This is a genomic window from Vibrio injensis (genome assembly GCF_001895205.1).
GTDB classification, from domain to species: Bacteria; Pseudomonadota; Gammaproteobacteria; order Enterobacterales; family Vibrionaceae; genus Vibrio; species Vibrio injensis.
Map to the genome: position 1 here is coordinate 93,671 of NZ_BDJF01000006.1, position 14,930 is coordinate 108,600.

Annotated in this window: 11 protein-coding genes and 1 tRNA gene; 6 read left to right on the plus strand and 6 right to left on the minus strand. The window is 43.0% G+C overall.

The genetic code is table 11. From position 1 onward, the window contains the following. Nucleotides 1-246 precede the first annotated feature (246 nt). Nucleotides 247-1,716 (minus strand): protein adenylyltransferase SelO, encoded by a 1,470-nt coding sequence (locus tag BSR11_RS00590; protein ID WP_072668580.1) that lies wholly within the window; start codon nucleotides 1,714-1,716, stop codon nucleotides 247-249. A gap of 330 nt (nucleotides 1,717-2,046) precedes the next feature. Between BSR11_RS00590 and BSR11_RS00595 the strand changes: the two genes are divergently transcribed. Further along, the gene (locus tag BSR11_RS00595; RefSeq protein WP_072668581.1) at nucleotides 2,047-3,414 is read left to right on the plus strand and encodes an L-serine ammonia-lyase; all 1,368 of its coding nucleotides are present in this window, start codon (nucleotides 2,047-2,049) and stop codon (nucleotides 3,412-3,414) included. 79 nt (nucleotides 3,415-3,493) lie between these two features. On the opposite strand, the gene BSR11_RS00600 is transcribed toward BSR11_RS00595, so the two are convergent. After that, nucleotides 3,494-4,267, minus strand: coding sequence for a hypothetical protein (locus tag BSR11_RS00600; protein ID WP_072668582.1), 774 nt, complete (start codon nucleotides 4,265-4,267; stop codon nucleotides 3,494-3,496). A 266-nt stretch (nucleotides 4,268-4,533) separates the two neighbouring features. On the opposite strand from BSR11_RS00600, the gene BSR11_RS00605 reads away from it, so the two are divergent. From BSR11_RS00605 to BSR11_RS00615, 3 genes are all read left to right on the plus strand, one after another. Next, nucleotides 4,534-6,066, plus strand: a complete 1,533-nt coding sequence (locus tag BSR11_RS00605) for a bifunctional GNAT family N-acetyltransferase/carbon-nitrogen hydrolase family protein (RefSeq protein ID WP_072668583.1) — start codon at nucleotides 4,534-4,536, stop codon at nucleotides 6,064-6,066. Nucleotides 6,067-6,242: 176 nt separating this feature from the next. Continuing rightward, nucleotides 6,243-6,674: an acyl-CoA thioesterase gene (locus BSR11_RS00610; protein WP_072668584.1), complete on the plus strand. Its 432-nt coding sequence runs from the start codon at nucleotides 6,243-6,245 to the stop codon at nucleotides 6,672-6,674. 411 nt (nucleotides 6,675-7,085) lie between these two features. Continuing rightward, complete coding sequence (locus tag BSR11_RS00615) at nucleotides 7,086-8,351, plus strand: SLC13 family permease (RefSeq protein WP_072668585.1); 1,266 nt, start codon at nucleotides 7,086-7,088, stop codon at nucleotides 8,349-8,351. Nucleotides 8,352-8,462: 111 nt separating this feature from the next. Here the strand turns inward: BSR11_RS00615 and BSR11_RS00620 are convergent, their stop codons facing one another. Continuing rightward, entirely contained in the window at nucleotides 8,463-9,242 is a 780-nt protein-coding gene (locus tag BSR11_RS00620; protein WP_072668586.1) for an EAL domain-containing protein, read from the minus strand. Nucleotides 9,243-9,464: 222 nt separating this feature from the next. Between BSR11_RS00620 and BSR11_RS00625 the strand changes: the two genes are divergently transcribed. After that, nucleotides 9,465-11,021 (plus strand): methyl-accepting chemotaxis protein, encoded by a 1,557-nt coding sequence (locus tag BSR11_RS00625; protein ID WP_072668587.1) that lies wholly within the window; start codon nucleotides 9,465-9,467, stop codon nucleotides 11,019-11,021. Between the two features lie 43 nt (nucleotides 11,022-11,064). Here BSR11_RS00625 and BSR11_RS00630 read toward each other — a convergent pair. Beyond that, nucleotides 11,065-11,141 (minus strand) — tRNA-Arg (locus tag BSR11_RS00630). A 329-nt stretch (nucleotides 11,142-11,470) separates the two neighbouring features. On the opposite strand from BSR11_RS00630, the gene folD reads away from it, so the two are divergent. Further along, the gene (gene folD, locus BSR11_RS00635; protein ID WP_072668588.1) at nucleotides 11,471-12,343 is read left to right on the plus strand and encodes a bifunctional methylenetetrahydrofolate dehydrogenase/methenyltetrahydrofolate cyclohydrolase FolD; all 873 of its coding nucleotides are present in this window, start codon (nucleotides 11,471-11,473) and stop codon (nucleotides 12,341-12,343) included. A gap of 90 nt (nucleotides 12,344-12,433) precedes the next feature. Here folD and BSR11_RS00640 read toward each other — a convergent pair whose 3' ends face one another. After that, nucleotides 12,434-13,636, minus strand: a complete 1,203-nt coding sequence (locus BSR11_RS00640) for a NupC/NupG family nucleoside CNT transporter (RefSeq protein WP_072668589.1) — start codon at nucleotides 13,634-13,636, stop codon at nucleotides 12,434-12,436. A 301-nt stretch (nucleotides 13,637-13,937) separates the two neighbouring features. Beyond that, a complete protein-coding gene (locus BSR11_RS00645; protein ID WP_072668590.1) occupies nucleotides 13,938-14,891 on the minus strand; it encodes a LysR family transcriptional regulator in 954 nt (317 codons plus the stop codon). Nucleotides 14,892-14,930: the final 39 nt, after the last annotated feature.

Here is a 14,930-nt window from a genome sequence, read left to right on the forward strand (position 1 = left end):
AATGCGCTGTAATCGAAATGGGGACAATAAAGGCTTTTTCAAGAGAATCGAGGGCTTTTTTTCTCCAAATCAATAAAAAGAGATCTTGCTCTTACTTTTATACTTTAAAAAATCCAATACCCGACGGAGATCTCTCACGATGATAAATCTTAAGGTCACAAGACATTGTCGACATGAGATGAGAGTGGGATAAAGGTCCGACGTTGAAAGGCCCTATCGCAACGTCGAGGTGCAAGAAAACATCGTCTAAGAGGAGCAGCTTATCGACAGCGTCTTTCCCCAATCGGGAGGTAACTGAGCGTAATGCTCGTTCTCAACTTGTTCTGAAAAAGGATCGCGTAACACGTTGGTTAAGCGCTCCAGTTCACGATAGTCCCCCTGCTCAGCGCGTTCAATCGCAATCTGTGCCAAGTAATTTCGTAAAATGTATTTCGGATTATGCTTACGCATGGTTACACAACGCTCAGAAGCTGAGAGCGAATAGCCCTGAGCATCTCTCTCTTGCTGACAACGCTGCAAGTAACGCTCTAGCCACCGCTGACCAGCGTCTCTATCGGCAACGAGATCGATAACGCTTTGTTCATCAGCATGATCTAAACACGATAACTGACGCATAAAACGCGTGTAGTCGACTCGGTGTTTCGAAAGTAACGTAAATAGCTGTTCGAATAACTCTCTGTCCCCAGGTTGTGCCATCAATAAACCTAATTTTTGACGCATTAGCTCGCTAAAATATTGATTAAGTAATGGTTCATAACGGCTCAATGCTTGTTCTAAATCGGCACGATCAATAAGCGGTGATAAAGCGTGTGCTAAAGCAGATAGATTCCATAAACCTATTCTTGGTTGCTGATTAAACGCATAACGGCCTTGATAATCCGAGTGGTTACAAATAAAACTTGGGTCATAATCATCTAAAAACCCAAAAGGACCATAATCAAACGTTTGTCCAAGAATAGACATATTATCCGTATTCATTACCCCATGAGCAAAACCGACCGCTTGCCATTGAGCAATCATCTTTGCGGTTCGCTCAACAACCTGGGCAAACCAATCAGCATAAGGGTGCTCCGTTTGCAGACATTGTGGATAATGCCACTCGATAACCTTATCGGCTAATAAACGTAGTTCATTGATTTGATTAGTATAAAAGAAATGCTCAAAGTGGCCAAAACGCACATGGCTTTGGCTCATCCTGACTAATAAAGCGCCTTTTTCTGCTTGCTCACGATAGACTAATGTATCGCTTGCTATCATCCCCAAAGCTCGAGTAGTGGCCATGCCTAACCCAGCCATGGCTTCACTACATAAATATTCACGGATGGTCGAACGTAAGACCGCTCGCCCATCGCCCATCCGTGAATAAGGAGTAAGCCCAGCACCTTTTAAATGCAGATCAAAGACTTCCCCTGAGAGACTGGTTATTTCAGCTAATAGCAAACCTCGCCCATCGCCTAAATCTGGATTATAAACCCCGAATTGATGACCCGCGTATTTCATTGCCAGTGGTTTAAAACTCTCCGGCATCTGTTGCCCCGAGAAACAAACAAGCAGTTCTTGATCGGGTGTATCGGGTAAACCGAACTGAGTAGCAAACTTAGCATTCCATGCTACCCACTGCGGATTATCGAGTGGCTCAGGCGTAACTTCTCGATAAAAAACCTTGGGTAACGCATGGTAACGATTGGTCAGTGTCGTGTTTTGCCAGATGGACATCAATGCTGCTCTTTTGGTGGTATTTTGCGAAAAAATAGCAAATACCTGAGTAAAATACTAGGTTTTATATTATCCTCTGCGTACTCGGTTTTCGATAAATCATCGACTCATCCAAACCGTCTTTCATTGATTGCCACGTCGCTTTCGTACAACAAGAAAAAAAGTACTATCTCCTTAATGATTAGGAGGGCTGCGAGGTAGCAAATCCGTGAATCCTCATAACGATAAATTAGGATGAACAAACGCTGTCAATAGCGCAGTAGCTCCACACAGGAAGGGTATATACTTAATCAACCTAGCCAAATGCATTACACCAATAAAGGAAACATTATGTTGTCGATATTTGATATTTTTAAAGTTGGTGTCGGGCCATCCAGCTCTCATACCAACGGACCGATGATCGCTGGCTTTCAATTTTTATCCTTAATTGAAGATGTATCATTGGTGACAAGAATCCAGATTGATCTGTATGGCTCATTAGCACTCACAGGAAAAGGTCACCATACCGATCGCGCGGTATTGCTCGGACTACTCGGTAATCAGCCAGATACTATTGATATCACACAAGCGAATGCGGACTTACACACCATCCACCAAACCGCTACATTAAATTTAGCAGGTAAAAAAAATATCCCTTTTTCTCCTCAAGATGATCTCCTTTTCCATCCACAGAGCTTACCTTTACATGAAAATGGCCTAACGTTTAGCGCGTTTGATCAGCAACATCGTCTTATCGCTTTTGAAACTTACTACTCAATCGGTGGGGGATTTATTGCGACCGCCGCGCAACTTGAACACGGTCACGCCGCTTCTCCCATTAACGTTGAATTTCCCTTTACCTGCGCCGATGATTTGCTCAATAAAGCGCAGCGTAACGGGCTTAGTCTCGCTGGCCTTGTTCTTCGTAATGAGCTTGCTTTGCGTGATGGGCAAGAGATCGACCGAAAATCAGAACAGATTTGGCAAGTGATGTCCTCTTGCATGGAACGAGGATTTGAAACCGAAGGCATTTTAGAAGGCGGACTCAATGTGACTCGCCGAGCACCTGCGCTCTTGAAAAAACTCGAAGCTAATGCCTCCATAGAACAAGATCCATTAGAAGTTATGGATTGGATTAACTTATTTGCTTTTGCTGTCAGTGAAGAAAATGCCGCTGGAGGACAAGTCGTTACTTCCCCAACCAATGGCGCAGCCGGAGTCATTCCCGCAGTACTGATGTACTATCATCGCTTTATTCGCCCTTTGGATCTTAAACAGATTAAAGATTTTCTCGCCGTCGCGGGAGCAATTGGTATGCTGTATAAAATGAATGCCTCAATTTCAGGAGCCGAAGTCGGTTGCCAAGGAGAAATAGGCGTATCCTCTTCCATGGCAGCTGCAGGATTAACATCATTACGTGGCGGCAGTAATGAACAAATTTGTATGGCCGCAGAAATTGCTATGGAGCATTCTCTGGGCATGACATGCGACCCAATTGGTGGCTTAGTGCAAGTTCCTTGTATTGAACGTAATGCGATGGGGGCCGTTAAAGCAATTAATGCCTCTCGCATGGCACTGAAACGTACAAGTAAGTGCCTAATCTCTTTAGATAAAGTAATTGAAACCATGTTCCAGACAGGGAAAGACATGAATAAAAAATATCGTGAAACGGCGTTGGGAGGTTTAGCGTTAATTCACTTAGCTCCCCCTTGCGAATAATGCTTACCTTGACACGATAGATGTAGATGAGAACCAAGGAGGGCTCTTATCTATATGACGCTTCTAACCCATACCAACATTATTCTTTAATCAGTAAAGACGGTTTATTTGACGACGTATCAAGCATGCTATCGATCTGTTTTCGCTGTTTAATCCATCGGTAACTGAGCGACAATAGACATAGCTCATAGATCCAAAATGCATAACCCAAAAGACTAACCAACAATGACAAACTGACACTTTGATGCCATTGGGCTAACTGATAAGCCACGACTCCAACCCCTAGTGGTAACACACCGACGAGCAAAAACAGGGATATCTGATAAGGCTGAGACAAACGCCATGCGGTACTGAGCCCACGTGGTTCATCGTCGATCGATACCGCTGGAATAACTAACAGACAGCGAGAAAATACCCAAATAACCGCTACGGCCAACAGCAAAAATAGCAACACTAACCCAAAGAAAGAGAGTTCAAATAAAGCCATGACTGAAAAAATCAATAGAAAAATAAGGACCAGTAATCCCGAAAATAGTAATAACCAATAACCGATGACTCTCAATTTTCTTAGCCCAGAAACGGGTTGTTGATGATTCATCTCGAATGGATGGTCGAGTAAAATCGCTCTATGCATTCTCACTGTAACCCAAGCCGTCACAACAATCATCACTACCCCTGTTAGGAACACCAGAGGCATTTGCTCAGAGAAAAACGAATTGGAAAGAAGCCATCCCCCTAACTGAGTGATCATTAGGTGTGGCCAAGAAAGCCATAAAAATTTCCGCCATTGACGTTTAATCAGCTGTGCCGCGCTAACTAAAGTATATAAAAGCGGTAATGGGCAGGATTTCATGAACATGGCCTCAGCGAATGGTTAACCAATAGATGCCATCTATCAGTTAGCTAAAATAGGCTAGTACTATGGACCATGGCGGCTATTTTTTCATCGGCAATCGCGTGATTAGCATTCAGATTGTGCAACAAGTTACTGACACTTCTGTTATAAAATTAATCATATCCATACCATCTAATACGATAACGAATCGTTAGCTCACCATCTTTCAACTTGAATCACGCCAATAAATTCGCCAGTATGGTTAAAAAAGGAGTTAATAAAGTATGAGTAATATCGCGCCACGCTTAACTCTGCGTGTGATTGAAAAGAACGATTATCCTGAGTTGGCAGCATTAATGGATCTCGTTTTCCATGATGTGGGAGGAGCTTGGCCACGAATGACGATCATGGATCTCATTCATCAATTTCCCGACGGGCAGATTTGTATCGAAGACGATGGTAAGATCATCGGTGCCGCTCTCACCATTAAAGTAGATTACAACCGATTCTCTCTACCGCATGTCTACACTGACATTATCAGTGAGCATAATGTTATTCAGCATAAAACCAGCGGTGATGCTCTCTATGGCTTAGACGTGTTTGTCCATCCTGATTATCGTGGTTTACGTTTAGGACGACGGTTGTACGCGGCGAGAAAAGAGTTATGCCGCAGTAATAACCTTAAGGCAATTTTAGCGGGTGGACGTATACCAGGCTATGCTCAATACGCCGATCAAATGCCCGTTGCTAACTATATTGAGAAAGTAAAACGCCGTGAGTTGCACGATCCGATCCTCTCTTTTCAATTAGCGAACGATTTTGATGTTAAGCGTATCATGCGTCATTATCTCCCAGAAGACGATCAATCAAAAGGCTACGCAACATTATTAGAATGGGATAATTTTTTCTATGAAGAAGATATTCAATCGGTACACGACGTTGAAAAAACGCTAGTTCGTATTGGTATCATCCAGTGGCAAATGCGCGCCGTTGATGGCGTAGAGGATTTGCTCGATCAAGCTGAGTTTTTCATTGATTCATTAGCCAAATATCAAGCCGATTTTGCCCTGTTCCCAGAGTTTTTTAATGCACCACTGATGGGATTAAAACGTGAACAAAACAGCGTCGAAGCGATTCGTTTTCTTGCTTCTTTTAGTGAACAAATCAAACATCACTTCTCAAAGTTAGCCGTCACTTATAACATCAATATTATTGCTGGCAGCATGCCAGTGTTAGAAGATGGTCAATTGTATAACGTAGCGTATTTGCTGCATCGTGATGGTTCTATCGACGAACAATATAAAATACACATTACTCCCCATGAAAAACGTGATTGGGTGATTGATGGAGGCAATCAAGTCCGCGTATTTGAAACCGATGCCGGACGAGTGGGGATTTTAATTTGTTATGATAGTGAATTTCCAGAACTAGGAAGGATGCTAGCAGAGCAAGATGTGCAAATTATTTTTGTACCATTTTGGACAGATACCAAAAATGGCTATCAACGTGTGCGGCTTTGCTCGCAAGCCAGAGCGATTGAAAATGAGTGTTATGTAGCTATCGGGGGAAGCGTCGGTAACTTGCCACGGGTTGATAATGTCGATATTCAATATGCTCAATCGGCTGTATTTTCACCGTCCGATGTTTTTTTTCCACATGATGCAACAATCGCTGAAGCAAGCCCTAACACCGAAATGATCATTTTTGCCGATGTGGATCTCGATAAACTGAAGCAACTCAATACTGAAGGCTCGGTGACTAATTTACGCCACCGTCGTATGGATCTGTACGGTGGATTTACTCACCCTAAACATTAACCGCACCTTAATATATCCAAAGGCAACCCACTGTTAAAAATGAAATTATTCACCGTAGGTTGTCTTTAACTTTGCTACTCACCACTCAAAACGTTAATTTAATGTTAAAAACACAACCATCATCCATGTCGTTCACGCTAGAATAACCAGTCACACGAATACAGGAACTGACTTTTATGGAACATTTACTCGCTGATTTTCCGGTTATTACCGAAATTCCCGTAGCTTGGGGAGAAATGGATGCGCTACAGCATGTGAACAATGTGGTTTACTTTCGTTACTTTGAAACCGCGCGTATCGACTATTTCAAACAAGTCGCCCTAATGGAAGAAACGCAAAGTACAGGTATCGGACCAGTGCTAAGTGAAACCCAATGCCGTTACAAAATCCCGGTCACCTTTCCTGATACCTTACTGATTGGTTCACGCGTAGTTGATATTCAAAGCGATCGTTTTACTATGGAGTATCAAGCGGTCAGTAAAAAGATCGGCAAAGTGACCACAACAGGCTCGGCGACCGTAGTCATGTTTAACTTCACAAACGGACAAAAAGCTCACCTATCCGACAAACTGATCCACGCCATTAATACGATTGAAGCAACATCGTGATACCAACCACCTTCTCCCTGATATCGCTTGAAGATGATTTTGAGAGCTATTAGACAAAACGGCCTTTCTTCGAGAAAGGCCGTCTCTTTTCGGCAACAACCATGATCATTGTCATCATTACCCCCCTTTAATTCGGTATAGTTTCCTCATCTTACAGACTGAAACACTAGGTAATTACTTTTTATAACACTTTATACTCATTATCTAACTCTGAAGTGGTGATATTCTCTGCTCAAAATGGTTCATCATCAACATCGTCGATGCCCAGACAACATGAGATAGCGAGTCGGTGGTCAGTGAATCCGTGGCCTTAAGATTGGTAACATTATGATTAAGTGTCATTGATACATTCAATACCTCGGCAACGGCAAGTGAGAAGGGATCGTCAATTACTAAATTAAGAGAGGTACTATGTTACTTATTGCACAACTAGTTATCGGGCTTACCCTGATATTAATGATCAGTGGTCGAACGCCACTGTATATGACCGCGATTATCGGCTCGACATTGGCCGCTTTACTGGCTGGTTTCCCCGTCACCGGCGGTGCAGATATTACTATTTTGAAGATGGTCAACGGCAGTTTACACCCCGTGATTGCTGATATGGCAGGTGTATTACTTTTTATTGGTGTGATGGAAAAAACTGGTTTCCTCAATGTGATTATTCAACGCATCATTTTGTTGGGTAGCCGCTTTGGGGGAGGCCCTGGCATTGCCAGTGCAGGTACCGTTGCTGCTGGCGTGATTGGCGGTCTGACTGGCTTTACTCAACCCGCAATTACTGCGGTAATTACGGGTCCAGCCGCGATTAAACTCGGTGTTAATCCAGATAAAGTCGCTGGATTACAAGCCCATGCTGGTCATTTAGGTAACTTCGGTGGATTCACCCACCCAACCCTACTTGCTGTCATTGCGACTGCTGGTATTGGCTTTGGTATGATCAACGTCATTGGCGCAGTAACCGCTTTATCAATCATTGCGATCAGCTTTTGGCGTCTACGCGTTGAGCAAAAACGTAGTGGTGTTACTTATACCCAAGAGCAAATCAACGCCATTTTGCAAGACATTAAAGATAAATATGAAGACAAAAGCTTTTTAATCGCCATTTTACCTTTCATTGCCTTGGTGATTGGTTTTACTATCGGTTATCCAGTGTTTTTAGTTGGTGTGTTCTCTGCTTTGTTAGTCGCTATTTTAGCCAAAACACCACTGGGACAAGCTGAGTCAATGATGCTTGAAGGCGTACAACGAGTTGCTATCCCGCTCATTGCGACTATCGGCTTCTTATTTATGTCAACTGTCATTCGTAATGTTGGTGTCGTAGATATAGTCGCCAACTGGTTTGATCCTGCGCTTAACTACGCACCGATCGTGGTGATGCTGTTGGTGTCAGCGATTGCTGGTTTGATCACTCAATCAAACGCAGCATCAGCAGCCATTGTATTACCATTTCTGACTATTGTACTGAAATACGATGTTTCTCCACTTGCTGCCGCCGCGGCCGCGGCTGGTGGTTGTGCGGTCATGCAATACTTCTTAACGGGAGGACCTGTTGCAGCTCTTTCTACCACCGTACCCGTTGTTCCTGGTTCAGAGCTTAAAGCAGCTAACCGCTTCCAACGCCCTTCCATTTTAGGGGGATTGTTGGTGCTATTAGCGATTGTTGTCATTATTTAAAACGAAGCCTAACAGAATCCCTTTAAACGGATATCTGAGATAAAATAACAAAAAAACGCTAAGTAACTTTGTAACTTAGCGTTTTTATGCGATACGATTTCGTCTTCACCGCTATAGGCTATTCAATATATAATCTATATCCGGTTTAGGTAAGCGCTCAAAACCTGGTTCAGCAAAGACATAACCTTGAATCAGTGAAACACCAAGTGTCATTAAACAACTCAGCTCGCCGAGTGTTTCCACTCCCTCAGCTAATGGTGTGATATTCAACTCTTTAAACATAGTTAAACAGTTACGTACTATACTTTGTCGAGTCGGATCTGCATCAATACCACGAATCAATTGCATGTCTAATTTAACGATATTAGTTTGAAAGTCAGCCAAGAGATTCAAACCAGAATAGCCAGAACCAAAATCATCAATCGCGGTTAAAAAGCCCAACGATTTATAATATTCCACTACTCGTTTAACGTGTGTCGTATCTTCAAATTTTTCAACTTCAGTAAATTCAAATAAAATCCGTGAGATAGGAAAATCATAGCGTTGAGCAGCTTCTATCGTTGTTCGCAAGCAGCGTTCTGGTTGATAAATCGCATTCGGTAAAAAGTTGATACTCAACATCGAATCTAACTCTAGTTGGCTAGCGAGCTGAATCGCCTTCACTCGACAAGTTTGATCAAACAAATAACGGTTATACTCATTAATTTGAGAAATTATTGAGTAAGCAGACTGCTCCTGCTCGCCTCTGACCAATGCTTCATAGCCAAAAATCATTCGATTTTTAACATCAATGATCGGTTGAAACGCCATCGTAAATGAAAAGTCCAATCCTTCATGAGATTGGCAATGAGCACAACTGACACGAGAAATGGGATCAGAGCAAGAGGTCATAACTACGAGCCTTATCAAAATAACGAACATACCAGAAAATAGTAGCATAATAATCAAACAAAAAATGCGCCCCATTGAAAGTAAACCGAACCCATTTCAGTCTATATTTTTCAATAACGTCGTAGATTAACCTGCTTGCATCATAGCTGTTTATAAAATTTGTATTACTCTTATAAATAGAAAGGATTTGATTCACTGCATCCCCTTGCTTAGGATATCGTTATGCGTAATAACCAACCAACAACTAATAAAGAAAAAACCTTTGATCCCAAAACCAAATTGATCACGGTGACCGATACCCAAGGTATTATTTTGGAATGTAATGATGCCTTTCTCGACATCAGCGGTTTCAGCAAGAACGAACTGATTGGTCAACCACATAATATCGTCCGCCATCCCGACATGCCAGCTGAAGCGTTTGAGGTAATGTGGCAATATCTAAAAGCAGGAAAACCTTGGATGGGATTGGTGAAAAATCGCTGTAAAAATGGCGATTTTTACTGGGTAGATGCCTACGTTACTCCTATTACTAAAAATGGAAAAGTCGTCGGTTATGAATCCGTCCGCTCCAGTCCAGAGAGACAAGCAGTTGCCAGAGCAGAAAAATTTTATCAACGCATTAAGTCTGGAAAATCGACAAAACCACTCACTTTTATCGCAAACCCTGAATATTTATTGTTAAGCATCGCTTTCTTGTTCGCTATCGTACTATGGCATTTTGGTTATCCCCAACTCTCTGAGCGATTTCTTCTGCTCAGTGTTGTTATTTTCTCAGGCTGGGTATCATACGCACGCAAGAAAATGTTTGCATCACTCAGTGAGCTACTAAAAAGCTCCTTTAGCCACCCGTTAGCGGTCAGCACTTATACCAGCGATCGCGGCGATCTAGGAGCGATTAAAGTCTCCCTCTACAGTCAAGCCGCTCATCTCAGTACCATTTTGGCGCGAATTGAAAACGCGGCCAGTGACGTTTCATCAGGCATGAAGCGCGGACAAAGCTTAACTCAAAGCGCCCGTAAAGAAATCACGCGTCAACAGGCTGAAACCGAGACTGTCGCTGCGGCGATGAACCAAATGAGTACTTCAATCAACGATGTTTCAGAACATGTTAATAATACGGCGGGGCAAGCATCAACAGCCAATACTCTGACCCAACATGGTGTCACAACGGCTCACATTACTCGAGATTCGATTGAAAAGCTTAAACAAACAGTGCAACAAATTGGCCACTCTGTTGAAAGTGTTTCTGAGCAGACCACTAAAATTGCTCAAGTTGCGCAAATCATTGAAAATATTGCTGAGCAAACGAATCTCTTAGCACTGAATGCGGCTATCGAAGCCGCGAGAGCCGGAGAACAAGGGCGAGGTTTCGCCGTCGTAGCTGATGAAGTTCGTGTATTAGCCACTCGAACTCAGCAATCAACTCAAGATATCCACAATATTATTTCTGAACTGACTGGTCGAGCTCAGCAAGCGGTAAAAGTGTCCAAAGTTGGCGTTGAAAATGCTGAAGAAGGATTAAGCTATGTACTCAAAAGTAGTGAAGTATTAGAAGGTATTTCACAAGCCGTTGAGCAAATTGCTGAAATGTCAGCACAAATTGCTACTGCGGTTGAGCAGCAAGCCCATGTCGCCGAAGACGTTAATCAGCAAATCGTCAATATTTCCAACTTAGCGGAATCCACCCAACGGAGCGCAAATCAGTTGAATGATTGTATTAATGATGTCGACAAGGTTTCAGACGATCTACACGAACTTGTCGTGCGCTTCAAACAATAACGCCGATCAAAAAGCCCCAGTACAAGTACTGGGGCTTAAGATATGGCACGCCCTACAGGATTCGAACCTGTGACCACCTGCTTAGAAGGCAGGTGCTCTATCCAGCTGAGCTAAGGGCGCTTTATGGGAGAGGATTATACGAGTTCAACCGCGTAAATCAACGCTTTTGACCGTTATTTTCTATCAAGTGCCTAAATATAAAGCAAAAGTACTATTTTAAAACGGGTTAACGTGTACATAACTCACGATGTCGTCGTCAGCCAACCGCATAACGTCTTATTAAAATAGCATGACTCATCACTATTTAGCTGATCACCTTTACCGAATTTGAAACAGAAAAATCCGCATAAACATTAAAAATCAAAAAGCAAACGTTTGCTTATGGATATTTTGCTTGCCATCTGCCACAATGCGCGGAAAATTTTGTGCTTTGCAGTGTAAGGAATGTTATGACGGCTCAATATATTGATGGAAAGTTAATCTCGCAAACGGTGCGATCTGAAGTCGCAGCACGAGTAAAAGCCCGCACCGATTTGGGACTACGGGCTCCTGGACTTGCGGTTGTTCTTGTCGGCGAAGATCCGGCTTCGCAAGTCTATGTCGGCAGTAAACGCCGCGCCTGTGAAGAAGTCGGATTTGTCTCGAAATCTTATGATCTGCCGGCAACAACGAGCGAAGCTGAGCTCTTAGCGTTAATTGATACGTTGAATCAAGACGACACTATTGACGGTATTCTTGTTCAACTTCCTCTACCTGCTGGCATTGATACGACCCAAGTACTAGAACGTATTGTACCAGATAAAGATGTCGATGGATTTCATCCTTATAATCTCGGTCGCTTAGCTCAGCGTATCCCTAAACTGCGCTCTTGCACCCCTAAGGGGATCATTACCTTATTAGAACGTTACAATATCGAATTGCGGAGTAAGCATGCCGTTGTCGTCGGTGCATCGAATATTGTAGGGCGTCCAATGAGTCTGGAATTACTGCTAGCAGGATGCACAACGACAACCTGCCATCGTTTCACTAAAGATCTCGAACACCATGTTCGTCAAGCCGACATTTTAGTCGTCGCGGTCGGTAAGCCTAATTTTATTCCCGGATCTTGGGTGAAAGAAGGGGCAGTAGTGATTGATGTCGGTATCAATCGTCTTGCTTCTGGACAGTTGATTGGTGATGTCGATTTTGAAGTCGCACGCACACGAGCCAGTTTTATCACTCCCGTTCCTGGTGGGGTTGGCCCGATGACGGTAGCAAGTTTAATTGAAAACACTATGATGGCGTGCGAACAGTTCCATACCCAAGATAAAACGCAACATTAACCACTCGCATTAATTATCTCTAATTAACAATGAGAAGTAACATGTGAGACAAAAACGGGGCGAGCAATAATCTCTCTCGCCCGTTTATATTTATAGTGATAAGATAACACCCGCTAGCGCTGCGCTCATTAAATTAGCCAAAACGCCAGCCCCAATCGCTCTAAAACCATATTGAGAGATAAAACTGCGCCGCTCTGGTACTAAACTCCCCAAGCCACCAATCAAGACCGCCATCGTCGAAATATTAGCAAAACCACATAAAGCAAACGTTATGATCGCTTGCGAATGTTGACTCAATTGTGATTGTACGTTGATGAATTGAATAAAAGCGACAAATTCATTGATAACAATTTTATTACCAATCAGCGATCCGGCGGTAATCGCCTCGTGCCATGGAATACCTAGTAACCATGCAATAGGTGCAAATACATACCCCAGTATCAACTCAAAACTTAATGTGATACCGAACCAGCCCCCTAGCCAGCCTAATAAACCGTTCAGCAACGCAATCACACTGACAAAAGCAAGCAGTGTCGCGCCAACCGCAACAGCAATTCGTAGCCCCGACATCGCGCCATCAGCCATCGCCTCGACGACATTGGTTGCCTTTGGGATATCAATATCGATTTCAGCCTTTTGTTGGTGAGTCTGTGTTTCTGGAAACAGCATTTTTGCCATTAGCAAACCAGCCGGTGCAGACATAAATGCGGCAGCAATTAGATAGTTCAAATTGACACCCAATGACGCATAACCGACTAAAGTACCTCCAGCAACCGACGCCAAACCACAAGTCATTACTGCAAAAAACTGTGAATCACTCATCTGCTTTAAATAAGGCTTAACGACAAGAGGAGCTTCAATCATACCAACAAAAATATTGGCGGTTGCTGACAGTGATTCTGCTCGACCTGTGCCCAATAATTTTTGTAGCGCTCCGCCAATCAAGTTAATCACTTTCGGCATTAAGCCAATATGATATAATCCAGAAATTAACGCAGAAAAAAAGATAATGATACCAAGGACATGAATGGCAAATACAAATCCTACTTTCTCACTGGCTAATCCACCAAAGATAAAGCTGATCCCTTCTTGGCCATAATCGATCAAATGAGCAACAGCGCCTGTTACCCCATTGAGTATATCTTTACCGGCTGGCACATAGAGCACCAACAGGGCAAAACCTACTTGCAACAAAAAAGCCAAGCCGACCGTTCTAAGTCGAATATTTTTTCTATCTGCAGAAAATAGCCAAGCCACACTTAAAATGGTGATTACACCGAGCAATGAGATCATATATCTAATCCGAAAAGTTACTAATAATGCAAGGCGAGGCATTCTATAGTGCAAAAGTAGATGCGCAAGCCACAAATGTTAACGGAGTAGATCAAAAAAATATCACGCAACAATCGATCATTTAAGCCATTGAATTTCAACAAAACAAACGTTTGCCTTTTCAAATTATTTCCATATGGAAATAATATTTCTAACCATGGAAAGAATCTCTTACCTAAAATGATCAAACGTATTCATAGACGACGAATGTTGCCAAACGAGTAAAACAGAGGGAGAGATTGAAAACATTAAGTAGGCGAACTTAGCATCCTGTCGATGCAAAGCGTACATAAGGCTCTAAGCGACTATCCCAATAACAAGGACTCGCTAATTTGTCTTTGATAAAATCGATCACCGCCGACGTTTTCTTAGGCATATGCTGACGGCTAGGATAAACCGCATAAAACGGCATATTTTGGTTGGCGTGCCAATCTGGTAGTAATTGAATCAATTGTCCGTGACGAAATTCATCTTTAAGCAGATACGTCGCTAGATACGCCACCCCCCATCCAGCTACTGCCGCATCACGCACGGCTTCCGCCAAATCAACCGAGTAGTTACCAGAAACTTGTACAGTCAATTTGTGATCCGATTTGGCAAAAGACCAACGGGTATAGTCACGATCCCAACTGCGATAAATCAAACAATTGTGCTCTAATAATGCTTCTGGAGTATGCGGCGTACCGTGTTGAAGTAAATAGTCCGGAGAAGCAACCACGACAAAACGACTGTCTGCTAGACGCTGAGCAATATATCCCTGTGGCAAATGCTCATTACTGGTTATCCACAAATCAAGCCCCTCTTGTAGCATGTCGACGCGATGATCAAACAGGTGCACCTCGACTTGTAACTCAGGATAACGTTGACGCAATGCTTCTAGCGCAGGCAAAATATGTAAAGTTCCAAAAGATTGCGATAAACCCAAACGAAGCAGCCCTGAGACTTCATCACGTTGACTCTCAACCTCAGCTTGCGCTTCATCAACCAAACAAAGTAACTGAGCGCAATACTGATAGAAACCTTGCCCCGCTTCGGTAATGGTGACACTCCGCGTTGTACGTTGTACTAACTTAATTCCCAAAGACGCTTCAAGCAAAGCCAACTGTTTACTGACATGAGAGACCGATACGCCCAATTGCTTGGCGGCAGCGGTAAAGCCTTTTTGCTGTACCAAAGTAGCAAAAATGACCATTTGCCCAGCTCGCTCTGCTAACACTGATTTTCCTTCTAGTATAATGTGCCTTGTGAGAAGATG